The following is a 24,458-nucleotide window of genomic DNA, read 5'->3' as shown; positions in this document are numbered from 1 at the left end:
AAAAACTATGAAATTATTAAGATTTACAGGATTGCTGCTTATTACGATTATGGCCTTATCCTGCGATGATAAAAAAAAGACTGATGAAATTTTCCAGGATATTGAAGCGACTACTGCTTCTAAAAATTTAAATGAGGGAAAACTCTTTATTATTGGTGGAGGAAAGCGTCCTCCAGAACTCGTTCAAAAGCTTATTGATGTTAGCGATTTGAAAGAATCCAATTATATAGTTATCCTGCCCATGGCCAGTGCTGAACCCGATTCGGCAGTCTATTATGCGGCCCAACAATTCACCGAGCTTGGGATAGAAAAAGACAGGATCAAAGGCTTTAATTTTGAAAAGAACAGGCAGAACGTAGAGCAGCTCGATTCGCTTTCAAAAGCCGGGCTTATATATATTTCCGGAGGGGACCAGAACAGGTTTATGGAGGTTGTACTCAATTCTCCAATTGCAGATGCAATTAAATCGGCTTACCGCAATGGAGCAACCATTGCCGGGACCAGTGCCGGGGCGGCGGTGATGAGCAAAAAAATGATCACAGGAGACGAATTCAAACATACTGAATACACCGGAGATTTCAGAACTATAGAGTCTGAAAATATTGAATTAAAAGAAGGCCTGGGGCTGCTGGAAAATGCCATTGTAGACCAGCATTTTATTCAGCGAATGCGTATGAACAGGCTTATAAGTACTGCTATTGAAAATCCTGAAGAAATTTCCATAGGAATAGATGAATCTACGGCGATCCTGGTAGAAGGGGACAGCGTAGAGGTTCTTGGGGTTTCACAGGTAATCGTGCTTAAAAATAAGGATGAAAATAAAACGGTAAAGAACGGATTATTGGGAACAAGAGGTCTTGACCTGAGCGTGATCCTACCGGGAGAAAAATTCTCATTGATCAACAAGTAGCCTTATGAGCAAAACAAGAAAATTCCCTGATACCATTGCGATCATATTAGGCATCTCACTGGTCTTTATCATTCTTACCTGGATCATTCCGGCCGGAGAATTTGAGCGGGAAATCGTGGATGGTACCGAAATGATCGTCGCAGGATCCTATGAAAAGCTAGAAGCGAATCCGCAGGGGATAGGCGCATTTTTAAGTGCGCCTATCAAAGGATTTATTTCAGCTGCTTTTGTGATAGGATTTGTTTTTCTTGTAGGTGGAGCATTTTCCCTGATCAATGCTACCGGGGCTATTAATGCCGGATTGTTTAACGTAATAAAATTTGCAGAAAGAAATCCCCAGTATAAACACTGGATCGTACCCATACTTACGGTCTTGTTCTCACTCGCCGGGGCTACCTTTGGGATGAGCGAGGAAATACTTGTTTTTGTATTGATCACCATCCCACTGGCAAATGCACTTGGATACGATGCCATTATAGGAGCGGGGATTCCGGTAATTGGAACCGGAGTTGGTTTTGCTGGTGCCATCACCAATCCTTTCACCATTGGCATTGCCCAGGGAATTGCCCAGGTGCCTTTATTTGGCGGAATGGAATACCGCCTGGTCGTATGGGTTGTACTAACCCTTATTGCTGCAATAGCCTTATACAGATACTCCCGAAAGATCGAAAAAGATCCAAAGAACAGCCTGCTTGCAGGGATGGATATTAAAATGGATGAATCCCTTAAAATGACTGATTTTCCAGAATTGAACAACAGGCGTAAGATCATTCTTTATGGCCTGTTGTTTACCCTGGGATTACTTATCTATGGAGTGAACACTTATGGCTGGTATATCAATGAGATCGCAGCTCTTTTTATAGGTCTTTCTATTTTTGCTGCTGTGGTCTACCGGATTTCAGTTTCAAGGGCTATCGAGGCCTTTGTAGATGGAGCTAAGGATATGATGAAGGCAGCGCTTATTATTGGGCTGGCCAAGGGTCTTTTGATCATTGCTGAAGATGGGCTGATCATAGATACCATGTTACATTCTGTTGCCAGTATTGCCGTGGATACTCCAAAGTATTTATCAGCGGGCTTGATGTTTCTCTTCCAATGTAGCCTTAATTTCTTTATTCCCTCTGGATCTGGCCAGGCGGCGCTTACCATGCCCATTATGGCTCCCTTAAGCGATGTACTTGGAATTGGCCGTCAGATAGCCGTGCTCGCTTTTCAAATGGGGGATGGGCTTACCAATATAATAGTTCCAACCAGCGGAGTGACCATGGGAGTATTATCTATTGCAAAGATTCCTTATAACACCTGGCTTAAGTGGGCATTTCCTATTGTGCTAATTCTTATCCTGGTTTCCATGCTTTTATTGCTGCCACCGCTTTATCTATTTGAATGGTAAGATTCTTTAATTTTAGTTCTTTTCCTTCGGAAATGGTTCTGAACCACCTGCTCCAGGAATATCCTGGTCGAAATACATTCAAAATCCAATTTTTTCGGGAGGTCCTGAAAAAGGCGAATACCATCACCCAGTAAAACTGGGATGATTGTAATGCAAATTTCTTCAATAAGATCCTCCTTCAGAAAGCTTTGGATGGTCTTTCCACCGTCTATATATAGATCATTGTACCCTTTCGCATGAATATCCTTCAACACTTTTTTCAGGGGACCATTAAGGATTTCGACCTTACCTTCAAGTGAGTCTGGAACTTCAGTAAGGCTATGGCTTAACACGTAAACCGGTTTCTGGTAAGGCCAATCCATATCGAAGCCACATACGGTTTCAAAGGTATTTCGGCCCATCATGATGGCATCAATGCCCGCCATGAATTCAGAATATCCCATATCTGTTTGATCCGGGTTGGGGATGGAATGCAGCCAGTCTATGCCGCCATTCTTATCGGCGATGTATCCGTCCAGGCTGGTGGCGATAAATACTTTATTCATGGTATTAGAAGTTCTATTAATTGTAGGAATAAGCCAGATCTAACTACTTTTTAAATATTCTTGGGTCTCCGTCGAAAGCATTATCCTGGGTAAGCCTGGAAGTCCTTTTCGTCTTCAAATTATAAGAATAGATCTCCCAGTTTCCATCCATGTTACTCCCAAAGTAAATATTATTGCCATCTGCTGAAAATCTTGCAATAAGTTCCGTAGCGGCGGAGTTGGTGATATTGGTAAGTTTTCCTGAATGAAGGTCCATGATCAAAATGTCCTGGTTCTTAGCTTCGAATTTATCTGAACTAAAAACAAGTAATCGACCATCTGGAGATATTTCCCCACGCTCATCATTAGAATCGAAATTGGTTAAAAGACTCAGGCTTTTTGTTTCCAGATTTAATTGATAGACATCATTATTTCCCCTCGCGTTATTGGTGAAAATGAGCTTTTTCCCATCATAATTCCAGCTTTGATACCGCGATGTTCCTTCCAGTTCCTCGGTAAGGTTAGTAGTTTCATCTTTTTCAGGATCATAAAGGGATATATCCTTCTGGCAACTGTATAATTGCAAGTTTGAGGTGGGGGAGTACAACACATTCTTATCATCAAGTGAACAATTCTTCGGCTGAGGTATCTCCCATTCTTCACCAGTGGAAATTTTCAGCCTTATTCTTGAGATCTCATCTTTCTGTCTCAAAAATGAAATTTGGTCTTCAGTAATCCAAACCGGACTCCATTCTTCAAATTCGCTTTTTGTCAACTGATCCAGCTCGCTTCCATCACCATTCATCATAAATATATCGGAATTCCCATTTCGCGAGGATGAAAACAATAAGCGTTCCTGAGATTGTTGGTTTAATAGGAATAGTGCAATACTAATTAGAATGAATTTTCTCATCTATAGAATTTTAAAATTCTTCACTGGTCAAATGCAGGTTAATGAGTTGGTAGGAATTCTCAAGTTAATCAATTTAACCGAAAGTTTTTTTCTTGTTTGCTGGGAATCAGGGCTGTTAATTATATTTTAATTGTTTAATCTATATGAATAAATATTAAACAAAATAGTATCTTTAAAAGAAAAAAGATTATGGACACTTATCACAAAAATACCAGGGAAAGTTTCGTTTTGGCCGATATGCATTACGATGGGGTCTATTTTGATGCCAAGATCCTGAAATCATTGAAGAATAAAGTGACGAACCAGATCATAGACCAGGAAGAAAAGAAGGCTTAAAGTTCAAAACCAGTTTAAAGAGGTTTAATGGATAAAAAGGATTATAAGATTCATATCATTGGAGCAGGATTGAGCGGACTAATCGCCGCAAAAGTACTTGAGGATAAAGGTTACCATCCACAAATTTTTGAAGCTTCAGACGAGGTTGGAGGAAGGATCCGAACCGATGAGGTTGATGGCTACAGGCTGGATAGAGGCTTCCAGGTTTTGCTTTCGGAATATCCTAAGGTGAAACAATACCTTGATCTGGAAAACCTGAATGTAGTGGAGCTCATTCCCGGAGCCGAAATCTTTAAGAACGGAAAAATCAGTCGAATTGGTGATCCTACCCGTGATGCATCTTTATTATTTTCCAGCGCCTTTTCAGGCGTAGCCAGTATTTCAGATAAATGGAAGATATTTCGTCTTTACCTCGATCTTAAGAAAAAAGATTTACACGAGATCTTCGAGGAACCCGAAACCACAACTCTTGACTACTTGAATAAAAAGGGTTTTTCAGAGAAAGTGATCCAGAATTTTTTCCGGCCTTTTTTTAGTGGTATTTTTCTGGAGCCTGAACTTAAGACTTCATCGCGAATGTTCCGGTTCGTATTCAAAATGTTCGGGGAAGGCAAGGCACTGATTCCAAAGAAAGGAATGGGGGAGATTGGTCGCCAACTGGCTGAAGAACTTATACATACTCAAATTCACTTTAATTCTCCAGTGGAAAAAGTGAGCGATTCAGAAATAATTCTGAAGGATGGAAGCAGGGTACAAAGTCATTTCACAATTATTGCGACCGAGGCCGCACCTTTGGTGGATAATCTCAGGAACCAGCAAATGCCCTGGAATAGCTGCCATTGTTTTTATTTTACAACCAGGGTTGAAAGGATCAAAGGTCGAATGATCGGACTGGTCGCAGATGAATCGGCCATCATAAACAATATTTTCTACCATAGTTCCATCGAAAAAAAGGTATTTATCGAGCACCTGATCTCAGTAACCGTAGTAAAACCAACAGAACTTGATAAGGATGCGCTGGAATCCAGGATCCGAAAAGAATTAAAAGAGCTGTGTGATATTGAAGCTGAAAAACTGGTTGGGCATTATCATATTAAACAGGCTCTGCCGGATATCAGGCCATTGCAATACGAGATCATGCCTACCGAAACCAGGTTGAATAATCGCATTTTCCTGGCCGGTGACCAATTGCTGAACGGGTCTCAGAATGCCGCTATGCTTTCCGGGGAACGCGCAGCCCTTGGATTGATAGGAGTCTTGGAAGGCGGAGCCGTAACAGCCGAGCTTACCAGCGAATATCTCTAATTGCAGATTAGAGATTAGGTCCTGTCAGAAGAAAACTCGGTAAGTTCTTCCAGTTGATTTTAACCCTGTATTTCCAGCCGACTACCTCGGTATGATTTCTTCCGAAGTTTGTTTGAACTTCCAGTTCGTATATATCCGTTTCATATTCCTTGGTCACATCATCATAGATATTCTGGGCAAATTTGGTCCACTCATCCATGGTGTCGATGGAAGATTTAGTGAACTCACTTCTCATCTTTCTGGCATAAATCTTTAATAGATTAAATTTCACCAGTGCCCTTGTTAATTTTCGAGTAAAAATTTATTTAATACAATAAAAAATTATTGTTTTTCGATAAAAATTAATAATATTGTACTTCAGAATAGGACTTGAAATGAATAACAGAATTCTTAAAATTACCGCTCTATTAGCCAGGTTCATGCAGGCCGGGTATGCTTTATTGATCCTTTTTTTCCTTTACCTGGGAATAAGTTCATTTTTTAACTGGCCTTTACCGGAATCTGTTGGAGCCAACTCCTGGTTGAAATTGAACTTTTCGGCTGATGAAGAGATAATCGACAGCTCATTTAACCGGGTTTTCTTTTCGGTGCAAAGCATAGGCATTTACCTATTATTTATCCTCACTCTTCAGGCTCTTGTTAAGGTCATTTCTTCTATAAAAAGTTTGAATGCTTTTAGGAAAGAATCAATAGCCGAGTTCAGGAAAATTGGGATGTTTATATTCCTGGTATTCTTAATTGGAGCTGTAAAGCTGAGTTATATCAACAATAGTTTGAGTATCGAATTCTCACCAGATCTTGAATATCTGTTAATCGCTTTATTAAGCTGGGTGATCGCTGAAGTTTTTAAGGAAGGAAATAGACTTTGGGAGGAAAACGAACTAACCATTTAAGCCATGCCAATAATTGTAAATCTTGATGTAATGATGGCCCGGCGAAAAATGCGTTCTAAAGACCTGGCAGAAAAACTAGGGATCACTGAGGCTAACCTTTCCATCCTGAAGACCGGGAAAGCGAAAGCTGTCAGGTTCAGCACGCTGGAGGCAATTTGTGAAGTACTGGAGTGTCAGCCTGGCGATATACTGGAATACCAAAAATAAAACTAAGAGATATGAAAAGATTTAGAATTTTGAAAAACCACCTGATTTTAGCCATTTTGTTGATCAGCTTTTCCTGCAATGCCCAGGTTAAGGATTGCGAAGTTGCAGAGCTTGACAATGAATTAATTAAAAGAGGAGAGGAGGATCAGGCCGTCAGGGAGGAAGTGATCCCGGTTGCAATGGAATATCAGAAGACCGGAAAAGGAGCCTTTAAAATGATTCGACTGGTAGCCAAACAAAACAGAGTGGATAAAAAGAACCAGAAGTTCGTGGCCAAAATGATAGAAAAATGTGGCTGGCCAAATGAACTATCCTCTGAATCTCATAATGCTATTTACCTGATCATCCAGCATTCCGACCTGGAATTCATCGATAAATATATTGGGCAGGTAAAGGAGAAGGCAATTGCTGGCCTGCTGGATAAGGATGATTACGCCACCATGTTAGATAGAAAACTAATGTACGAGGGGAAAGCACAATTATTTGGCACCCAGACTTTCCAGGCAGAAGATAAGGTAAACCTGGTTTGGCCAATAGCCGATGTCGAAAACCTCGCCGCCAGAAGGGATTCGGTTTCGCTTCCCAGTATGGAAGAGTACTTCGCCCTGGCGAAAAAGGAATATGACGTCGATATGAGATGGGATAAATCCCTAAGCCTTGAAGAGGCAAAGGAAATGAAAGAGTAAGCCTGTATTAGTTAGCCGACCATGCTCTTCAATCTATCCTTACGATCACTTTTCCCTGGGCCCTGCCGGTAGCCAGGTATTCAAAAGCCTGTATGGCATCATCAAAAGGATAGATAAGGTCCACGACCGGTCTAATTTTTCTTTCATCTACCATTTCGGAAATCTGGTCTAATTGATCTGCTCTGGGTTGCATCCAGGTAAATTTATAAGAGGCAGACTTTTTATCTATCAGTTTTTGAAGTTGTTCCGGTAATTGGTAATCCTGCATTCCCATTTGCTTGGCAGTTTCCTCATCTGGTGGACCAACGATACTGGTAACCTTTCCACCTTCCTGGATAACTTCAAAAGCTTCGAAGGTATAATCCTCACCCAGGGTGTCAAATACTATATCCAGATTCTTGGCTACCTCCATATAATTCTCTTCCTTATAATTTATAACTCTATCGGCACCCAGGGCTTTTACCCACTCCACATTTTTCCCGCTTGTGGTTGTGTAGACAACGGCTCCCTTAGCTTTGGCATACTGAATTGCAAAACTCCCCACACCTCCGGAACCAGCGTGGATAAGGATCCGGTCATTTTGTTTTAATCCCACTTTCTTAAGAGCTTGGATTGCAGTTAGGCCAACCAGGGGTAGGGAGGCTGCCTTTTCGAAATTTATGCTGTCTGGTTTGGAAGCCATAACTTCACTGTCTACGGCTACAAATTCAGCCAGGGTTCCCATGTATTCCTGGGGTACCCTGCCATACACAAGGTCACCAACCTCGAACTTTTTGACCGAATCTCCTATTTCAACTACCTCTCCGCTTACATCATACCCGGGGGTAACCGGAAGATCCAGGTCCAGTACCTGCTTCAAATTACCTTCCACAATTTTATAATCTATGGGATTAAGCGAAGCTGCTTTTACAGCTATCAAAATTTCGTTTGCTGAAATTTCTGGTTTTTTAAGCTTGGCGAATTTCAGGCTTTCCTTTAGTTCACCATACTGGATAATTTGAAGAGCTCTCATTGGTGTCTATTTTTAATTTGGAAGATCAGGGAAGTTCCCTTTTCTCCAACTTTAGTTTATATCTAAGTAAGTTGGCCAAAGTATTTTAATTTATAGTTGAGTTTTTGTTAAATCCCTTAGAGTAAAAACCTAAATTTTGATGCTGCCAAGCAGGTAAGTTGAAGTTAAATCCAGATGAAAATAAGGTATTAAAAGCCTATAGCCTCAGGTTTTTAAAACTTAGGTCATAGGTATAAATTTAATTTAGATGGAGACTTTTTCCTTTACTTGGATGCTTTGATCTTATCGATCTCCTTTAAGACCTCATTGGCCTCGTACATTTTTTCATCGCTTAAACTGCGATTACTGGTCGATAATCGATGAGCTTCTTCAAGTAAATTCCTGTACTTTATTTCCAGTTTTTCAACTTCCGATTTCTTTTTAAATAATCCGAACATAGCTTTTTGTTTAAAGATATGATTTTCAGTCGTCAAAAGAGTTGAATGGAGAATATTGTTCAAAAAATTAGCATGATAATGATCTGAACATTTATCCTAAAAGCACTTCAATTCAGCTGAAAAACCAGAATTTTTAAATAAAAAAAGCCCGTATCCTTGAGATACGGGCTTGTATGAATAATCTAAAATTTTATTTTAAGGCTTCGTATAATTCTTCAGCAACCTTGCTCGAAGATGCAGGATTCTGTCCGGTGATAAGGTTTCCATCCTTTACCACGTGTACGTTCCAGTCATCTGCCTTGGAATAGATTCCTCCATTCTTTTTCAGCATATCTTCCACAAGGAAAGGAACCACCTCTGTTAATTGTACCGCTTCTTCTTCAGAATTGGTGAAACCGGTCACTTTCTTTCCTTTTACCAAAGGCTCACCATTTGCCGCCTTTACTTCTTTAAGGGCTGCCGGGGCATGGCAAACAAACGCAATAGGTTTGTCCTGTGAATTAAAAGTTTCGATTAACTTCTGGGAAGTCTTATCGTTGGCAAGGTCCCAAAGCGGTCCGTGACCTCCCGGATAGAATACGGCATCGAAATCTTCCGCCTTCATATCACTTAGTTTATGAGTGTTATTGATCACCTTTTGTGCAGCTTCATCCTTTTTGAAACGTTTGGTATCCTCGGTTTGAGCATCCTCTGTATCACTGCTTGGATCTATGGGAGCTTTACCACCTTTTGGGGTAGCCACACTAACTTCCACACCTTTGTCTATAAGATCGTAATAAGGTGCCGCGAATTCTTCTATCCAGAATCCGGTCTTGTTGCCTGTGTCTCCCAGTTCGTCATGGGAGGTTAATACGAATAATACTTTCATGTCATTTTTTGTTTTAAGGTTATTGTTAATTTCTTCTTTGTTATGTTCCTGTGCATTTAGGTTAAGCGCTGTAATAGCCAGGGCGAACATTAGAATTGTCTTTTTTCTGAACAGTTCTTTTATTGAATCTTTCAATTCGTGCATTTATCTTAATTGTTTAAATTTTTACGATCATTTTACCTTTATTCTTTCCATCGAATAGTTCAAGGAATGCCTTCGGAATATTATCAAAACCTTCCCTTATGGTTTCGGTATATTTTAGTTTACCCTCGTTTAGCCACTGGGTCAATTGCCTGATTCCTTCCGGGTGCTTATCGGCATAATCGAATACGATGAATCCCTGCATAAGTGAACTCTTCTTCACCAGGAACGGTTGTACGCTGATGCTTTTAGGGATCTCGGTATTGTTGTAAACCGAAATGGCTCCGCAGTTTATTGTACGGGAGAATTTATTGATATTGAACAGGGCAGCCTCAGAGATCTCCCCGCCTACATTATCAAAATATACGTCTACCCCGTCTGGACATGCCTCGGCAATAGCTTTGGTCATATTTTCAGTGGTCTTATAGTTGATCCCGGCGTCGAAACCAAATTCAGATTTAAGCATTTCGATCTTTTCATCGGTACCGGCGATGCCAACGACCCTAAGGCCAAGGATCTTTCCTATCTGGCCAACCACACTTCCTACGGCGCCAGCTGCACCTGAAACCAACAGGGTTTCTCCTTCTTTAGGTTTTCCAATCTCGGTGAGTCCTAGGTAGGCAGTTAGTCCGGTCATCCCCAGGATACCCAGGTAAGCCGAAAGCGGGGCTTTTTCAGGATCGACTTTGTGAAGTCCGTCTGCCTTCGCAACCTGGGATTCTTTCCAGTCCAGGGTTCCGGAAACGAAATCTCCTTTACTGAAGTCCTTATTCTTTGATTCTATAACTTCAGCAATAATGCCTGATTCTATAGGCTTACCTACTTCAAATGGAGGAATATACGAGGGAGCATCGCTCATTCGTCCTCTTAGGTATGGGTCTACCGAAACATAGCGGGTTTTTAAAAGAAGTTCTCCGTCCTGTAACGAGCAAACTTCAGTTTTATCAAATTCAAAGTCTGATATCTCGGGTCTTCCCTTTGGTCGGTTCTTTAGTTTGATTACTCTTGTATCCATAGCTTTCATTTTTGATTTTTAATAGAATTCCATGCCATTTCATAAGCTTCTTCAATATGCTGCTGGCTGAGTTCGTAAATATTCCTTTCCTGCATGTTCATTAGAAATGCGATAGGATAGATACTGAAGGCATAGAGCAAATAGGGAGAAACCGCTTTAATGCTACCATTTTTTATTCCCCGGTCCCAAAGGTCCAGCAAAGGCTGTAAATGTTTTAAACCTTCCTGTCGACCCTTCTCATCGATAATAGGAGAATTGTCGCATTGCGATAAGAACATTGCCTCTTCCACTTTATTGAGCTTAAAATCGGCTATATTTTTCCAGATCTTTTCGAAACCTTTCTCCACGCTCATTTCTTCGGAATAATCCTTAAAGGCATATTCACTAAAGGCAGCTTTTACCTCGACATATACCTGGTCTACCAGGTCCTGCTTGTTCTCAAAATACAGGTAGATCGTGCCGGGAGAGACTTCAGCCATTTTAGCGATCCTGGACATGGGGGCAGCATGAAAACCATTATTGTTCACCAGTTTTATGGTAGCTTTCACGAGGGCTTCCCTTTTCTTTTTGCTTTTTGAAACTTTATCCATAGTTCGAAATCTGGCGCAAATTTAAATAAAAATGAACGTTCATTCAGTTTTGTACATGGCTTTAGTTTTTATTTAACTTCAAGCAGGGAATTCTGTTAATATTGAAAGGTCAGCAGCTTTGGCAGATTTTTTAAACTGAGCACTGCAATTCATTTTTGGAATAGGTAAATAATCATTTTATTATCAGAGTTTTTCCTTCGGTCTGCACTTAGATCGATTTATCTGAATTAGGGAATTTGTAAAATACCGGTTAGAAATTTGGAGTAACCTGATGCCTCCAAATCTTAATCTTTACCCAAACAATGGTACAGATCTTAATTATTTGATTTTCTTTTACATATATTGAATTTCTACCTTTTCGGGATTTAAAGCTCTGGGAAGGTATTTATCGATTAAATAGATTACATTTAGCCTTTATTATTAACAGAATTGCCAGCCTTAATATATGATTAGATCTTCTGAAAATTCAGAAAATAAACTACCCAAACAAATCGCTAAAAAGGACCTTGCCAGGGCGATCGCCAGCTCGGCACAGGAAGCTTACCTGGTATTGGACGGGGAGCTGAATTATATAGAGGCCAATGCACAATTCTTACATACTTTCCAGTTTCAGGATAAGGCAAAAGCGATCTCTGAAATTAATCATGGGGATGGAATTTTCAATGATCTGAAAGATCTGTTAGCCGGGAAACTAAGCCTACATAAGAATATTGAAAATTCAGAAATAAGTATAAAAAGTACACACAGGTCTTTCGGTAGATTTAAGGTCAATGCCAGTAAAACCCAGGATCCGGAATTGATCCTGGTTTCCTTTTCCGCAGTCTCCAAAGATGAAGACGAAAACCTGGAAAATTTTAATGATATTTTTTCCCAGGCTCCGGCAATGATGTGCGTACTACGCGGACCCGAGCATGTTTTTGAAAAGGTGAACAAGAACTACTTTAATGTAGTAGGGCAAAGGGATATTCTGGGTAAACCGGTTAGGGAAGCTTTGCCGGAACTTGAGGGACAGGGATTTTACGAGATGCTCGATGGGGTATATAATTCTGGAAAGGCGTTTATTGGGAACGAGATCCCGGTAAAACTGCAGTCTGATACCGACCAATCTGAAAATTCTTTCCTGGATTTCGTTTACCAGCCTATTTTCGATTCCAATAAGGAGGTAAAAGGAATTTTTGTCCACGCGATAGACATTACCGAAAAGGTACTCGCAAAACGTCGGCTTGAACAAAGCGAGAACGACCTGAGAAATGTTATAGATGCCGTCCCGGCAATAATCTGGATCACGGGCGCCGATGGCCTGAACAATTACCTTAACCAAAAGTGGTTCGAATTCACGGGACAGTCTGCCGGAGTTGTGAAAAATTTTGGCTGGTTAGAGGCAGTACATCCAGAAGATCGGGATAGGGTTAAGCGAGAATTCAAGAAAGCCAGTAATGAAAGGCTGGTATTTCATGAGAGTTTCAGGTTAAGAAACAAGGAAGGAGAATATCGCTGGGTGCTGGATACCGGAAGTCCCAAATTCAATGCAGAAGGTAAGTACGAGGGAATGATCGGTATGGTGATAGATATCAACGAAGAGAAGCAGAAAGAGCGTTTGATCAGCGAAAAGGAACACAGGATAAGATCTATTATCGAGGAGGCCGATGTGGCTACCGCCCTGTATACCGGAAAGGAGATGAGGATCGCCATGGCCAACGACGCCATGGTCAACCTTTGGGGGAAAGATAAATCGGTCATTGGGACCACCTTGCATGAAGCACTTCCAGAGCTGGAGGGACAGCCCTTCCACGATCTTTTACAAGGTGTGTATGCGACCGGGGAGACCTACTGGGGTAAGGAAGACCCGGTAGACCTGATGATAGACAATAAATTACAAACGGGATATTTCAATTTCACTTATAAGGCCCTGCGCAACGAGAACGGCGAGATCTACGGCATCCTGAATATGGCCATAGATGTTTCTGAAATGGTTCGGTCTAAGGAACAGCTAAAAGACAGCGAATCCAAATACAGGCAGATGGCCGACCTTATGCCCGAGAAGGTCTGTAATATCGATGCCAGTGGAAAGCTGATCTACTTTAACCAGGGATGGCTGGAATTCACCGGGCTTTCTAAAAAAGACTTTGAAACCAAAAATCTCGAGGATTTCATCCATCCTTCAGAAAAGGAAGAATTCCTGGAAAGCTGGCAACAATCTCTTAAGACCGGGAAAGATTTTGAAATGGAGGTACGCTTCCTGAATAAAAAAGGAAAATACAGGTGGCACCTTAACCGGGCTGAAGCCATTTTCGACGATAATGGCAATATTCAGATCTGGATCTGTATGGCCACCGAGATACAGAAGATCAAGGCAGAGGAGAAGCGAAAAGAAGACTTCCTGAAACTGGTGAGCCATGAGCTTAAAACACCCGTCACCTCTATCAAGGGATACGTACAGCTTTTGCTTAATTTGCTTAAAAAGAAAAAGGATGGAGAATTATCTGGAATTCCATTGGAAACCTCCCTGCAACGTATAGACCAGCAGGTGGTAAGGTTAACCAGGCTCATTTCAGAAATGCTTGACCTTTCCCGTATCGAAAAGAACAAACTGGTGCTTCAGAAAGAGAATTTCAGCATCAACGAGCTGGTTACCGAAACCATACAGGATATTAGTTATACCAATTCTGAATACAATATCAGGATCGAGGAAGATCACCAGGCCAGAATTTATGCCGACAGGGACAGGATAGGCCAGGTGCTTATCAACCTGGTGACCAATGCCATTAAATATTCTCCGCAGAACCAGGATATAAAGGTGAGGATCCATAAAAGCGGCAAGAATAAGGTGGCAGTAAGTGTGATCGACTCGGGTATGGGTATAGATAAGGAGAATCAAAAGAAGATCTTTAAAAGGTTCTACCGTATAGATTTTAAGAACGAGGATACTTATTCAGGCTTCGGAATTGGCCTTTACCTGGCTAACGAGATCATGAAAAGACACAAGGGTAAGATCAGCCTGGAAAGCGAAAAAGGAAAAGGATCTATATTCACCTTTAGTCTTGATGAGGCTTCCAACCACCTTCAAAGTAATTAGCATGGCAGAAGTACTGAAAATACTGGTTATCGACGACGACGCTGGGATAGGCCATATGATGCAGATGGTACTGGAGTTCTCGGGTTATGAGGTGAGCGTGACCGAAAAACCTAACGAGGCCGAGCAGCTTATATCCGAAAAGGAGGCAGACCTGGTGATCCTGGACATGCTCATTTCTGGGGTTAATGGGATAGACGTTTGCAAGAGGATCAGGAAAAATGAAGATCCCGCAATCGCAAAAGTACCTATCCTGATGATGTCTGCCTTATACAATGCCGGCGTAAAATGTAAAAAAGCCGGTGCCAACGATTTTATCGCCAAGCCTTTTGAAATGGATGAGCTTACCCAACGCGTGGAAGGCCTGATGAAAGATTGATCCTTTAGAAATAAAAATTTCAGGAAAACTTCTCCCTGACTATTTTCTTAAAATACTTTCCATCTTTTTACCCCTGGCCAGCTCATCAACGAGTTTATCCATATATCTTATTTTTTGCATCAGTTCTTCTTCGATATCTTCTACCCTATAACCGCAGATAAGACCTGTGATCTTAGAGGCATTGGGATTCATTTGGGGAGCATTGGCGAAAAAGCTCTCGAAATCTGTTTTGTTCTCTATCTCTTTTTCCAGGCCCTGCTGGGAGTAACCGGTAAGCCACTTTATTACGGTATCTACATCTTCCTTGCTACGTCCCTTTTTCTCGACTTTGGTTATATAATGCGGATATACACTGGCAAATGACATTTTATATACTCGTGAATTGTTCATGCTTTATTTGGTTTAAGGGCATCTTTCAGCCTACCTTTGTTTATTTTTTTAAAATGGTTCATTATGTCGAATACATCTTCTTCAGCCGATTCCCAGGTTTCATTCATGTATTCGAAGGTATAGGTGTATTCCTGGTCGCAGCAATTAATTTCGACCAGAAGTTTATCCTTTTCCCTGAAATTAAGAGGGACATCAAAGGCATCCACTTCGTTCAGCCTTTCAGAAATAATCGCTGCATTCATGAAGAAATCGGGGTCGAGGAATTTCGTTGGAACCTTGGGTTCGCCCATAAAGGTTTCCAGCTTTTCTCCCTGGTAGCGATACAGTACCCAGAAATTCTTCAATTTTCTTTTCTCACCCCGGGCACAACTGCAAAATTTGATCTTATCTGAAATGCTGCACATAGCTATGCTGTTTAAACTGCATATAAGGTAAAGTTTTTCCATTTAAAGTGCTATTGGCATTCCTGAAGGAATATTTCAGAAATAGATATAGGTGATAAGATAGTCGCATGGTTTTTAAAAGTCTGAGGATCAATAAGCGAATATGCTTATTTTTATTCAGGTCAAATTTTTAATCTAGGATCTTATGAAGGTTTCCGCTAAATCAAATTTCAGGTTTTCAAATTTCGCTGCACTCGGCCTGATTGCATTAAGTATAATTTCCCCGGTTCTGAATGCACAGGATATTCAAACCAGAACAATAACATTCGATAAGGGAGAAAGCAGTGCGATCATCGAAGCAAATATTACCGGCTACGAGATCATAGATTACCTGTTGAATGTGAAGAAGGGTCAGGAGATGAAGGTGAGCCTGACCACCGATAATACGGCGAATTATTTCAATATCATGGAGCCGGAAGAGGAGTATGTGGCCATATTCAATGGCTCCATAAATGAAAATAGCTTTGAAGGTGTTCTGGAAAGGTCGGGGGATTATCGCATAAGGGTCTACCTGATGCGAAGTGCCGCCCGGCGCAACGAGACCGCTAATTTCAGGCTGGAGATCGAAGTTGGTTCAATTGTTAACGGCGATCTGCCCGAAGATGCGCTGGTAGGCGGAACGAATTTTAATGCCACCGGAAAAGTTCCCTGCCTGATATCTAGGGATGGGCAGCAGGAAAACTGTGATTTTGGAGTTATTCGAAAAGCCAATCTCGGGTCAGAGGTTCACATTCGCAAACCCGATGGCAGGAAAAGGATCATTTTTTTCGAGAATGGCGAAGCTGCAGGCTATGATCGGAGTGAGGCCGATCCAGGTGAATTGAAAAGCTCTAAACAAGGAGACCTGTACATCATTCGAATAGGCGAGGAGCTGTATAAGATTCCCGGAGTTGTAATTTTTGGCGGTTAGTAAATCTGTTTCAGATTATACCTTTATTGACCGGATTTTCGAGATCAGGCATAAAAGTTTGAAATTGATGAATAGCCCTGGAAGGGCCATCCATCAATTAAATTTCCAATTGAGCCTGAATCAGGAAGGCTCAGCATAGGCCCTGGTCTTGGAAACCGATTCCTGCTTCATTTCTTGTTCAATCTTGTAAACCGCTTTAATGGTTTTCAGCATGGAATCTGGGGTTACCGATATGCTATCTATTCCCTGTTGTACCAGGAACTGGGCAAAGTCTGGATGATCTGATGGTCCTTGTCCGCAAATTCCAACCTTGGTATTGGTTTTTTTAGCTGCCTTGATGAGGTTGCTGATAGACCTTTTTACGGCAGGGTTTCTCTCGTCATAAATATTAGCTACCAGCGACGAATCCCTGTCCAGTCCCAGCGTTAATTGGGTTAGGTCATTGGAGCCAATGGAGAATCCGTCTACATGTTCACCAAATTCTTCAGCCATCAGGATGTTCGAAGGCAGTTCGGCCATCAGGTAGACCTGCAAGCCCTCCCGGCCTCTTTCCAGCCCGTATTTCTTCATAACTGCATAAACCTTGTTCAATTCCTCGACAGTCCTGCAAAAAGGGATCATTATGGTAATATTGGTCAGACCCATTTCCTCTCTCACCTTTTTAATTGCCTTGCACTCCAGGCCGAAGGCTTCTTCGTATTCTTTTGAATAATACCTCGAGGCACCTCTCCAGCCGATCATTGGATTTTCCTCTTTTGGTTCAAAATAACTGCCCCCAAGTAGATTGAAATATTCGTTCGATTTAAAATCTGAAAGCCTGACTATAGCCTGTTTAGGATAAAAGGCAGAAGCGATCTTGGCGATACCATAGGAAAGTCGGTTAATGAAAAAATCCTCCTCACTCTCAAAACCTCGGGTAAGCTTATTGATCTTTTCGGACAGGGCCTTATCCTTCAGTTCTGTATGCTGCATCAGGGCGAGGGGATGGACCTGGATAAAATTATTGATAATGAACTCTTCCCTGGCGAGGCCAATTCCCGAATTCGGTACCCGGGCGAATTTAAAGGCCAGGTCTGGTGAGGCTACGTTTAGCATAATAGGGGTTTCCGGCAGGTCCAGCTTGTCCAGCTCTGTTCTCTGGGTCTCAAAGGGCACCAGCCCCTCGTAGGCCTTTCCGGCATCTCCTTCAGCGCAGGAAACCGTAATATCTTCTCCATCCTGCAACAGCTCGGTCCCATTCTCGGTTCCTACGATCGCGGGGACGCCCATCTCCCGGGCAACGATCGCCGCGTGGCAGGTCCTTCCGCCTTTATTGGTGATGATGGCAGAAGCCTTTTTCATTACAGGTTCCCAGTCGGGATCGGTCATCTCCGTAACCAGCACATCTCCTTTTTTGAAATCTTCAAAACTGGCATCCAGGGAAATCATCTTTTTGACCTTACCCTGGCCAATCTTATCCCCCACAGCGATACCGGTAAGGCGCACCGGAGCCTGGACCGATCTATCTATCTTATATTCTACCAGGGCATTGTCCCGGTTCCTGGAGTGTATGGTTTCCGGGCGGGCCTGCACGATAAATAACTCGCCGGTAAGCCCGTCTACGGCCCATTCGATGTCCATGGGGCACCAGTTATTTTTCAGTTCACAATAATAATCCTCGATGATACAGATCCACTCAGCCAGTTTTAGCACCTGCTCCTCGCTGAGGCAGAATTGATTTTGCTCTCCCGGTTTAACCTCCACCGTTTCAACCAGTTTCCCCGGCTCGGTGGCATAAACCATTTTTTCAGACTTGCGGCCCAGTTTCTTTTCGATAATAGATTTATATCCTTCTTTTAAAGTTGGCTTGAAAACCAGGAACTCATCTGGCGAAACTGTACCCTGAACTACGCTTTCGCCAAGACCATAGGAGCCATTTATCAGGATCACATCCCGGAAGCCACTTTCAGTGTCAAGTGAAAAAGCAACGCCCGAAGATGCCAGGTCTGATCTTACCATTTTCTGCACACAAACCGAAAGTTCTACCTCAAAGTGATCAAAACCAAAATTATTCCGGTAGGAAATTGCCCGGTCTGTAAACAAGGATGCGAAACAATTTCTTACTGCCTCCAGGATCTGTTCCGGCCCCTTGACATTCAGAAAGGTTTCCTGCTGCCCGGCAAAGGAAGCATCGGGAAGATCTTCGGCGGTCGCCGAGGACCTTACGGCCACATCTGTATTATCATGCCCGTATTTTTGAGATAAATTCTTATAGTTTTCCTGGATCTGCTGTCTTATATGCTCAGGCCAGGTTCCCTTCCTAATTATTTGCCGAATCTGTTCTCCCGCATTCTTTAGGGAAAGGAGATCATCCTTTTTCATTTGTTCAATTATATCCCTGATTTCCTGGTCCAGGTTATTATGCTCAATGAATTCCCGATAGGCATGGACGGTAAGGGCAAAACCGCCGGGAATATTTACCCCGAGTTTTTCAAGGTTTCTGATCATTTGTCCCAGTGAAGCATTCTTTCCACCAACCAGGGCCAGGTCGCTTAACTGGACTTCAGATAAATCAACGATGTACATTTAATTTAAGTTTAGGTTATTTGAAACATACCAAAGGTCCGGCTATGGCAAAGGCTCTTCTATCCAGCATAAAACGGGAAGAATGAATTTTCTGAAATAGACAGGAAAGACAGATGGCAGATTTATTAATTAGTTTGGCGAAAGTTAATTAAGATTGGCCGGGAGAGAAATTAAAAGATTGCCAATATTCGTTAAAATACTGTTGTTTTTAGAGAATAATATAAAATCAGGGTCAAAAAAATTTTTAAAATTGAATAATCATCATTTTAAGTTGATAATATGATGATGTTAATAACTGTATTTATTACAAGTAATTATTTATAACGGTGTAGACTGAAAAAAGATATGAGGTAATTCAGGAACGACAATTCTAAATTCAATTCCGAAATTAAGTATAGGCTTTTCCGGTTTCTAGCAAACAATCAATTAATTGATCAGGTAAATGGAATCATAAGCCATAGGAGAAGGGAAATGAGTAGATCTTAGGTGAAGGCACTATCTATTACTAAGTTGGAGCAATCTGAATAAATAAAAAAACAACCATCTACCTATGGAATTGCAAGGGAGATGGTTGTTCAACTTTAAGATTCTGAATTTATACAGTTTCAGGAGTTTCTATTTCCTCCACGAAATCTGAAAATACCTGCTTGTGCAATTCCAGGTCCAGGTCTGGCGAAACCGAAACCCTGGCGATATAATCCTTATCGTCTTCCCGGGTAGTTCCCTGGGTAGAGGTCGCCGGGATGGTCCAGTAACAACCTTTCAACTGCCCGTAACTCACGCAGTATTTACTTTCGTTCGGGATGCGGGAGATCATCATATTTATCAGTTTATTGTTCAGGGCTCTTTTATTGGTTTCCCTCTCTTCGGCAGTTTCGCCTTTAGTAGGAAGGTCCAGCGAGAAAACAGAAGGGGTAAAGCCCTGCTCAGCCAGTTCTTCGGAAACAAAATTGATCTTAGCCTCCGGCAGCTTTTCCTCGATAAAGCTTACAAACTCGCGGGTGTTCTTGTAGGCATCTTTTATCCTCTGGTTCATAGATGGCAATTGTTCAGCAAGAATCTTTACCTGTAGTTTAGTAGCTTCATTATCACAAAGGCTCAGGTGTTTGTCTATCTTTTCCAAAAGGTCTTTGGCTTTCGCATTAGCTACACAATAACCGGCGGTACATTTTCCTCCGCTAGGGAATTTGGATCCACTAACATAAGAAATGGTCCTTACCGATGAAAGTATCCCATCCTCACCACAAAACTGAACATTGGGACAAAAGGTCTGGTCCAGGATAAATACAGGATCTATCGCCTTTTTACCTTTGGGTGTTTTACGTACCTTGGTAAGGGCCTGTCGTAGTTTTTCCAGGTCTGGGACTTCCACCCTTGGGTTAGTAGGGATCTCTGCGATGATATAAGGCACGGCGTCTTCACTGGCTACTCTGTCCAGCACCTGGTCTGTACTTTGTACCATATTATTATCACGATCTACCGGAAGGTCCATGATCTCAACATTATCTATGCATGCAGCAACCCTGCGCGCCTGGTCGTTAGTACCGCCATAACAATTTGGAGGAACAATGATATAAATGGTCTTACCGGGATGCTTCTGTAAAGCCTCATCGATTAGCCCCATCATGATCCCATATTGAACTGAAAGTCCACAGGAGCCTAGCAGCACTTTCGAACTGGTAGCTGTGATCTCGTTCACTGAGCCTTTTACCTTTGCGAGGTCTGCTGAATAATTTGTTTCCTCGCGCGATATTTCTGATTTTCCAACTAGTTTTTGCAGCAAAGTATAACAGTCTGCCGGGGTCATGGCGATGCTTTCCCTTCTTCTTACATGCTGGATCTCGGCGACATATTCATCACTATCTGAAGTATTCACTATAATCAAACTTCCAAGTTCGGCCTGCTGACTTAGGTAAAAATCGATATTCGGATTCAGCGTGAGTCGGTTAGGGTCATCATCCTGGGAAATATAGAGGGTGCTACCTTCAAATTCTGAAATATCTTCCGGTTTCCCTACCTGCCTTAGTTCAAAATCATATCCATACACCTTTTTAAGGCTTTCAAAATCCAGGCCTTCAGGTTTTTCACCCGAGAAGCAGATCTGGGTTTTTCTTTTAGCGAACAGGTTCTTTCGAAGTACCGCCAGTACAGGCATCACTTTGGAAGAAAAACTGATCACATCATCGGCCTTTAAATTATTCATGTTGGCGATGGCCCATTCCAGTACGGTGGACAAGGGATGACCAAGGCGAATATAATCGAAGGCGGAAGGCAATTCGCTTAAAGCGGCTTTCCGGGCATTATTTTCTTTATATAGTTCTTCAAATCGCTGCAGGAACTCGGTTTTCGCGAGGGATTCATTATAAATATCCAGTCGGTGAGTGGTTAATTTCAACCAGTCTGAAGGCATGTTTTCCAGTACCTTTTCAATATGTAATCTTACATTCTGCTCTTTCATATTCTTCATTTATGATCGGGCGGGAATATAGATGATTTTAGGAATAATTGAAAGCCCTTTTGATTGTTTTACACATTGAAGAATTCAGCAAAATTTATGGGAAGAAAGCGGAATAAATTCATGAGATTTTATCTTTAATTCCTGAATTAGCGAAGAGATACTTCTATTAATTTTAATATCTTTACAAAATTGAAAATCAGAGTTTTAAGTTAATTTTTTTGGACCCTATCTTTCCTTCGGAATTGCACCTTGTATGTTAATGGGATTTATTATCAACCAGTTAAATCTTATTATCATGAAAAAATTTTCGATTTCCTGGGTTTTACTATTCCTGATCGTTTTTCTTTCCGGATGTAATACCGACAAGCTGGAAACAGAAACTCCCGTGGAGTATGATTATTCAGCAAAAAGCACCCCCGCATTTTTAAAGGCTCCGGCAGTCCAGTTCGATGGATTACTTTTCGACCTGGCCGCAGCGCCAAATGATCTTTTTATCGCAGATGCCAGTAAAGGGATCATTTCTCTTTATGGTACCACCGAGGTAAGCCTGGAAGGAGCCGTTTCGGTCGCCCCGGTAGGAATGTCTTCCATGTGGGCGGTGACCTGGCCTTTAGGTGATTCTGAAATGGATACCGGGCAGGGATTGCACCAGATCAAAAATAAAAAGACCAAAAAACTTGCGAATCTTTTTGAGTTTGAAGCAAACAATAACCCCGATGGGCAGGACATTAATTCCAATCCTTATTCGGTCAGCGCTTTCAATGCTAATTTTGCTATTGTTGCCGATGCGGGCGCAAATGACCTCCTGAAGATTGATAATAAAGGCAATATTGAAGTGGTCGCTGTGTTTCCATTGGAAATGGTATCCACCGAGAATGTAAAAAATCTTTTAGGTTGCCCGAATCCCGCGCCTCCCTGTGGTGCTCCGGCTATGATCCCTGCGCAACCGGTTCCCACCTCGGTAGTAATGGGCCCTGATGGCTATTATTATGTTGGAGAATTAAAAGGGTTTCCGGCTCCTCTAGATGAATCAAATATCTGGAAAATTGCTCCCGATGCTTCCGGAGCAATCTGTGGCTCCAGTCCCGACTGTGTGAAAGCCTTCGATGGTGGATTTACCTCTATCATAGACCTGGCCTTTAGTGAAGACGGTAGACTTTTTGTAGCCGAGTTTGACGCTCTTAGCTGGTTCGCTGTAGAAGTCGTGGGAACAGTAACTGGCGGGAACATCAAAGCCTGTAATACCGAAACCATGGAATGCGAAACCATTGCCACCGGGATTCCGCTATTAACTGCCATAAGTTTCGATAAAGATGGAAACCTCTGGGCTATTAAAAATGGTCTTATCCCCGGGCAGGCCGAAGTCTTTAAAGTAGATTATTAATCAGGTAAAATAAAATGATAAAAAAACGGGAATAAGCGAGGCTTTTCCCGTTTTTTAATGATTTTTTATATTATTATGATCCGGGCGTTTCTCCAGGAAAAACCTGTTAATTGAATTTATAGCTTCTTATAGATCCTTCTTTTGTGAAATCCCAAAATTCAGAAACAATGATCAATTATTCTTCGACGAAATCAATTTCAATAAGGTAATAATGGGGTATGTTGAATTCATTTCCGAATTTTTCGGGATCGATCTCAGATTGGGCCACCCTGCAATAGGAACCGGACCCGTCAGGATTTCTGCTGGGAGTGATAACCGACATGATATGAAAGGGTCTGTTCACATCTTCTTTTAAAGTTTCCCGGGCTCCAAAGAAATCCTTGGCCACATATCTTCCATTATCATGAGTCGTTGGAAAATAGGATTGTTTGCTTCCAAATCTATTACCCTTTATCCAGACCTTGATGTTTTCCTGCCCCACCTTGCTTAAAAGTTTGAAAGAGGTTTGAGATGAATCAATTTTAAAATGGCTGTTCCCACGTTCATCGAATAGCGTTGAAGTATTGATGAGTTCACCGTTAAGAAATTCTTTCATTTTTAGAACAAAATATTTCCCCTGAATGGCTTCGCCCTTAAAGAAAAATTCAGTCTGATTGATATTCTCAAACTGAAAAAGGGTTTGCATGTCCGGATCTTCGACGCCGGTTTTAATAGATACATCTATCATAGAAGATTTTGCCGGCACTATAGTTCCAGGATTAGAATTTTCTAAAGTGCTGTTCTGGGCGTGGCCAATAAATGATAAAAGCAGGCCGAATAGTAGTAGGTTTTTCATAAGATAAATTTTGATAATTATGATCCGGGGGGTACTCCGGGAATATTTATTTTAGGGATTCTTCCAGTTTGGTAAGGATTCGTCTTGCCCGAATTTTTAAAGAATCTAATTCTGAAGTTTTTCCGGTTACTACGAATTTGAAATCATCGATATTCGAAGAATTGAGCTTAATACTTCGATCGAGTTCGAAGCTTAGATTAATTTCCGTTTCAGGAGAATTATTTTGGAAAATTGAATCAAAAGAATTCCAGTCAAAATCTTTCAGCTCGCTTAATTCATGTGTTTTAATATTGAGATTGGTAATTGAGATTTCTGGCTTGACTTTTTCTTCAGACTTGGTTTGAGCACCTAGACTGGTAACGGAAGCAATGCAGAGAATTGGGAATAGATGTTTTAATTTCATATTTAGTAGATTATAAGTTGCTGAATGGTTTTGAGATTGTTTATGGTTAATTAGGTATAACTTTCTTCAAGTATTTTAAGATTTTTCCAGTAAACCTTCGGCTCAAAAGAAGCTTCCCTGCTAAAATATTCAATTATAAACAACTTACGGTCTTGTCTAAAAATATCTTTTGAATAAGCCCGGTTTTAAAATTCAGCAGTAAAGAAATTTACTCTTCTCAGCAGATATAAATTTGAAAAATGCATGAAATATATGTGTATATTGTATTCGTAATTAATCAGTTACCAATAGCCCTGCTGATCTGAACATTTTCTTTTTCCCGGAAGTCAGCTGTTCCTGCTGTAAATATTCTTAAACAGCAGTAAAGTGACTTACTTCAACTTATCGC

General features: G+C 41.4%; 25 protein-coding genes. 11 read left to right on the top strand and 14 right to left on the bottom strand.

All coding sequences use genetic code 11. The features are described from left to right. Positions 1-7: 7 nt before the first annotated feature. Both FLP08_RS00245 and FLP08_RS00240 read left to right on the top strand, forming a co-directional pair. Entirely contained in the window at positions 8-910 is a 903-nt protein-coding gene (locus tag FLP08_RS00245) for a cyanophycinase (RefSeq protein ID WP_238388420.1), read from the top strand. Positions 911-914: 4 nt separating this feature from the next. After that, positions 915-2,303 (top strand): YfcC family protein, encoded by a 1,389-nt coding sequence (locus FLP08_RS00240; RefSeq protein ID WP_156272847.1) that lies wholly within the window; start codon positions 915-917, stop codon positions 2,301-2,303. Here FLP08_RS00240 and FLP08_RS00235 read toward each other — a convergent pair. Next, positions 2,285-2,848 (bottom strand): dihydrofolate reductase family protein, encoded by a 564-nt coding sequence (locus FLP08_RS00235; protein ID WP_156272845.1) that lies wholly within the window; start codon positions 2,846-2,848, stop codon positions 2,285-2,287. The genes FLP08_RS00240 and FLP08_RS00235 overlap by 19 nt on opposite strands. A 43-nt stretch (positions 2,849-2,891) precedes the next feature. Next, positions 2,892-3,740: a TolB family protein gene (locus tag FLP08_RS00230; protein ID WP_156272843.1), complete on the bottom strand. Its 849-nt coding sequence runs from the start codon at positions 3,738-3,740 to the stop codon at positions 2,892-2,894. Between the two features lie 189 nt (positions 3,741-3,929). Between FLP08_RS00230 and FLP08_RS00225 the strand changes: the two genes are divergently transcribed. Both FLP08_RS00225 and FLP08_RS00220 read left to right on the top strand, forming a co-directional pair. Next, positions 3,930-4,076 (top strand): hypothetical protein, encoded by a 147-nt coding sequence (locus FLP08_RS00225; protein ID WP_156272841.1) that lies wholly within the window; start codon positions 3,930-3,932, stop codon positions 4,074-4,076. Between the two features lie 27 nt (positions 4,077-4,103). Then, entirely contained in the window at positions 4,104-5,381 is a 1,278-nt protein-coding gene (locus FLP08_RS00220; protein ID WP_156272839.1) for a protoporphyrinogen/coproporphyrinogen oxidase, read from the top strand. 7 nt (positions 5,382-5,388) lie between these two features. On the opposite strand, the gene FLP08_RS00215 is transcribed toward FLP08_RS00220, so the two are convergent. After that, positions 5,389-5,652, bottom strand: a complete 264-nt coding sequence (locus tag FLP08_RS00215) for a hypothetical protein (RefSeq protein ID WP_156272837.1) — start codon at positions 5,650-5,652, stop codon at positions 5,389-5,391. Between the two features lie 103 nt (positions 5,653-5,755). On the opposite strand from FLP08_RS00215, the gene FLP08_RS00210 reads away from it, so the two are divergent. The 3 genes from FLP08_RS00210 to FLP08_RS00200 are packed head-to-tail and all read left to right on the top strand — an operon-like array spanning position 5,756 to position 7,167. Then, complete coding sequence (locus FLP08_RS00210; RefSeq protein ID WP_156272835.1) at positions 5,756-6,274, top strand: DUF2975 domain-containing protein; 519 nt, start codon at positions 5,756-5,758, stop codon at positions 6,272-6,274. A 3-nt stretch (positions 6,275-6,277) separates the two neighbouring features. Continuing rightward, the gene (locus FLP08_RS00205; protein ID WP_156272833.1) at positions 6,278-6,481 is read left to right on the top strand and encodes a helix-turn-helix domain-containing protein; all 204 of its coding nucleotides are present in this window, start codon (positions 6,278-6,280) and stop codon (positions 6,479-6,481) included. Between the two features lie 11 nt (positions 6,482-6,492). Then, the gene (locus FLP08_RS00200; RefSeq protein ID WP_156272831.1) at positions 6,493-7,167 is read left to right on the top strand and encodes a DUF6624 domain-containing protein; all 675 of its coding nucleotides are present in this window, start codon (positions 6,493-6,495) and stop codon (positions 7,165-7,167) included. 28 nt (positions 7,168-7,195) lie between these two features. On the opposite strand, the gene FLP08_RS00195 is transcribed toward FLP08_RS00200, so the two are convergent. The 5 genes from FLP08_RS00195 to FLP08_RS00175 all read right to left on the bottom strand — a co-directional run bounded on the left by FLP08_RS00195 (position 7,196) and on the right by FLP08_RS00175 (position 11,230). Beyond that, positions 7,196-8,179, bottom strand: coding sequence for an NADP-dependent oxidoreductase (locus FLP08_RS00195; protein ID WP_156272829.1), 984 nt, complete (start codon positions 8,177-8,179; stop codon positions 7,196-7,198). Between the two features lie 263 nt (positions 8,180-8,442). Further along, a complete protein-coding gene (locus FLP08_RS00190) occupies positions 8,443-8,616 on the bottom strand; it encodes a Lacal_2735 family protein (RefSeq protein ID WP_156272827.1) in 174 nt (57 codons plus the stop codon). A 190-nt stretch (positions 8,617-8,806) separates the two neighbouring features. Then, a complete protein-coding gene (locus FLP08_RS00185; protein ID WP_156274275.1) occupies positions 8,807-9,484 on the bottom strand; it encodes a type 1 glutamine amidotransferase domain-containing protein in 678 nt (225 codons plus the stop codon). 157 nt (positions 9,485-9,641) lie between these two features. Further along, entirely contained in the window at positions 9,642-10,640 is a 999-nt protein-coding gene (locus FLP08_RS00180) for an NADP-dependent oxidoreductase (protein WP_238388419.1), read from the bottom strand. Positions 10,641-10,645: 5 nt separating this feature from the next. Next, positions 10,646-11,230, bottom strand: a complete 585-nt coding sequence (locus FLP08_RS00175) for a TetR/AcrR family transcriptional regulator (RefSeq protein ID WP_156272822.1) — start codon at positions 11,228-11,230, stop codon at positions 10,646-10,648. 445 nt (positions 11,231-11,675) lie between these two features. On the opposite strand from FLP08_RS00175, the gene FLP08_RS00170 reads away from it, so the two are divergent. Continuing rightward, complete coding sequence (locus FLP08_RS00170) at positions 11,676-14,306, top strand: PAS domain-containing sensor histidine kinase (protein WP_156272820.1); 2,631 nt, start codon at positions 11,676-11,678, stop codon at positions 14,304-14,306. Position 14,307: 1 nt separating this feature from the next. Further along, complete coding sequence (locus tag FLP08_RS00165; protein WP_156272819.1) at positions 14,308-14,682, top strand: response regulator transcription factor; 375 nt, start codon at positions 14,308-14,310, stop codon at positions 14,680-14,682. Between the two features lie 39 nt (positions 14,683-14,721). On the opposite strand, the gene FLP08_RS00160 is transcribed toward FLP08_RS00165, so the two are convergent. Together FLP08_RS00160 and FLP08_RS00155 are read right to left on the bottom strand one after the other, a co-directional pair. After that, positions 14,722-15,072 (bottom strand): DUF2200 domain-containing protein, encoded by a 351-nt coding sequence (locus tag FLP08_RS00160; RefSeq protein WP_156272818.1) that lies wholly within the window; start codon positions 15,070-15,072, stop codon positions 14,722-14,724. Then, on the bottom strand, positions 15,069-15,518 hold the full coding sequence (locus FLP08_RS00155) for a hypothetical protein (protein ID WP_156272816.1): 450 nt from the start codon (positions 15,516-15,518) through the stop codon (positions 15,069-15,071). Before FLP08_RS00155 ends, FLP08_RS00160 begins: the two co-directional genes overlap by 4 nt. A 142-nt stretch (positions 15,519-15,660) precedes the next feature. On the opposite strand from FLP08_RS00155, the gene FLP08_RS00150 reads away from it, so the two are divergent. Continuing rightward, positions 15,661-16,425, top strand: a complete 765-nt coding sequence (locus tag FLP08_RS00150; RefSeq protein WP_156272814.1) for a hypothetical protein — start codon at positions 15,661-15,663, stop codon at positions 16,423-16,425. 120 nt (positions 16,426-16,545) lie between these two features. Here FLP08_RS00150 and ppsA read toward each other — a convergent pair whose 3' ends face one another. Both ppsA and FLP08_RS00140 read right to left on the bottom strand, forming a co-directional pair. Further along, positions 16,546-18,990, bottom strand: a complete 2,445-nt coding sequence (ppsA, locus tag FLP08_RS00145) for a phosphoenolpyruvate synthase (protein ID WP_156272812.1) — start codon at positions 18,988-18,990, stop codon at positions 16,546-16,548. Between the two features lie 595 nt (positions 18,991-19,585). After that, the gene (locus FLP08_RS00140; protein ID WP_156272810.1) at positions 19,586-21,448 is read right to left on the bottom strand and encodes a PLP-dependent aminotransferase family protein; all 1,863 of its coding nucleotides are present in this window, start codon (positions 21,446-21,448) and stop codon (positions 19,586-19,588) included. A gap of 295 nt (positions 21,449-21,743) precedes the next feature. Between FLP08_RS00140 and FLP08_RS00135 the strand changes: the two genes are divergently transcribed. Continuing rightward, positions 21,744-22,832, top strand: a complete 1,089-nt coding sequence (locus FLP08_RS00135; RefSeq protein ID WP_162430859.1) for a ScyD/ScyE family protein — start codon at positions 21,744-21,746, stop codon at positions 22,830-22,832. Between the two features lie 175 nt (positions 22,833-23,007). Here the strand turns inward: FLP08_RS00135 and FLP08_RS00130 are convergent, their stop codons facing one another. Beyond that, positions 23,008-23,667: a hypothetical protein gene (locus FLP08_RS00130; RefSeq protein ID WP_156272806.1), complete on the bottom strand. Its 660-nt coding sequence runs from the start codon at positions 23,665-23,667 to the stop codon at positions 23,008-23,010. A 46-nt stretch (positions 23,668-23,713) separates the two neighbouring features. Further along, positions 23,714-24,070: a hypothetical protein gene (locus tag FLP08_RS00125; protein ID WP_156272804.1), complete on the bottom strand. Its 357-nt coding sequence runs from the start codon at positions 24,068-24,070 to the stop codon at positions 23,714-23,716. Between the last annotated feature and the right edge of the window lie 388 nt (positions 24,071-24,458).

The organism is Christiangramia aestuarii, from assembly GCF_009735585.1.
In the GTDB taxonomy this organism is placed as follows: Bacteria; Bacteroidota; Bacteroidia; order Flavobacteriales; family Flavobacteriaceae; genus Christiangramia; species Christiangramia aestuarii.
Note: the sequence above shows the minus strand (reverse complement) of the source record. Positions and strands in the feature narration are given on the sequence as shown.

Bases quoted from the DNA above. Each gene is read 5' to 3' on its own strand.
- FLP08_RS00230 (WP_156272843.1), bottom strand. From the start codon at position 3,740: ATGAGAAAATTCATTCTAATTAGTATTGCACTATTCCTATTAAACCAA.
- ppsA (WP_156272812.1), bottom strand. From the start codon at position 18,990: ATGTACATCGTTGATTTATCTGAAGTCCAGTTAAGCGACCTGGCCCTG.
- FLP08_RS00190 (WP_156272827.1), bottom strand. From the start codon at position 8,616: ATGTTCGGATTATTTAAAAAGAAATCGGAAGTTGAAAAACTGGAAATA.
- FLP08_RS00235 (WP_156272845.1), bottom strand. From the start codon at position 2,848: ATGAATAAAGTATTTATCGCCACCAGCCTGGACGGATACATCGCCGAT.
- FLP08_RS00175 (WP_156272822.1), bottom strand. From the start codon at position 11,230: ATGGATAAAGTTTCAAAAAGCAAAAAGAAAAGGGAAGCCCTCGTGAAA.
- FLP08_RS00155 (WP_156272816.1), bottom strand. From the start codon at position 15,518: ATGGAAAAACTTTACCTTATATGCAGTTTAAACAGCATAGCTATGTGC.
- FLP08_RS00170 (WP_156272820.1), top strand. From the start codon at position 11,676: ATGATTAGATCTTCTGAAAATTCAGAAAATAAACTACCCAAACAAATC.
- FLP08_RS00225 (WP_156272841.1), top strand. From the start codon at position 3,930: ATGGACACTTATCACAAAAATACCAGGGAAAGTTTCGTTTTGGCCGAT.
- FLP08_RS00195 (WP_156272829.1), bottom strand. From the start codon at position 8,179: ATGAGAGCTCTTCAAATTATCCAGTATGGTGAACTAAAGGAAAGCCTG.
- FLP08_RS00210 (WP_156272835.1), top strand. From the start codon at position 5,756: ATGAATAACAGAATTCTTAAAATTACCGCTCTATTAGCCAGGTTCATG.
- FLP08_RS00160 (WP_156272818.1), bottom strand. From the start codon at position 15,072: ATGAACAATTCACGAGTATATAAAATGTCATTTGCCAGTGTATATCCG.
- FLP08_RS00200 (WP_156272831.1), top strand. From the start codon at position 6,493: ATGAAAAGATTTAGAATTTTGAAAAACCACCTGATTTTAGCCATTTTG.
- FLP08_RS00135 (WP_162430859.1), top strand. From the start codon at position 21,744: ATGAAAAAATTTTCGATTTCCTGGGTTTTACTATTCCTGATCGTTTTT.
- FLP08_RS00185 (WP_156274275.1), bottom strand. From the start codon at position 9,484: ATGAAAGTATTATTCGTATTAACCTCCCATGACGAACTGGGAGACACA.
- FLP08_RS00125 (WP_156272804.1), bottom strand. From the start codon at position 24,070: ATGAAATTAAAACATCTATTCCCAATTCTCTGCATTGCTTCCGTTACC.
- FLP08_RS00140 (WP_156272810.1), bottom strand. From the start codon at position 21,448: ATGAAAGAGCAGAATGTAAGATTACATATTGAAAAGGTACTGGAAAAC.
- FLP08_RS00220 (WP_156272839.1), top strand. From the start codon at position 4,104: ATGGATAAAAAGGATTATAAGATTCATATCATTGGAGCAGGATTGAGC.
- FLP08_RS00165 (WP_156272819.1), top strand. From the start codon at position 14,308: ATGGCAGAAGTACTGAAAATACTGGTTATCGACGACGACGCTGGGATA.
- FLP08_RS00150 (WP_156272814.1), top strand. From the start codon at position 15,661: ATGAAGGTTTCCGCTAAATCAAATTTCAGGTTTTCAAATTTCGCTGCA.
- FLP08_RS00240 (WP_156272847.1), top strand. From the start codon at position 915: ATGAGCAAAACAAGAAAATTCCCTGATACCATTGCGATCATATTAGGC.
- FLP08_RS00205 (WP_156272833.1), top strand. From the start codon at position 6,278: ATGCCAATAATTGTAAATCTTGATGTAATGATGGCCCGGCGAAAAATG.
- FLP08_RS00130 (WP_156272806.1), bottom strand. From the start codon at position 23,667: ATGAAAAACCTACTACTATTCGGCCTGCTTTTATCATTTATTGGCCAC.
- FLP08_RS00245 (WP_238388420.1), top strand. From the start codon at position 8: ATGAAATTATTAAGATTTACAGGATTGCTGCTTATTACGATTATGGCC.
- FLP08_RS00180 (WP_238388419.1), bottom strand. From the start codon at position 10,640: ATGGATACAAGAGTAATCAAACTAAAGAACCGACCAAAGGGAAGACCC.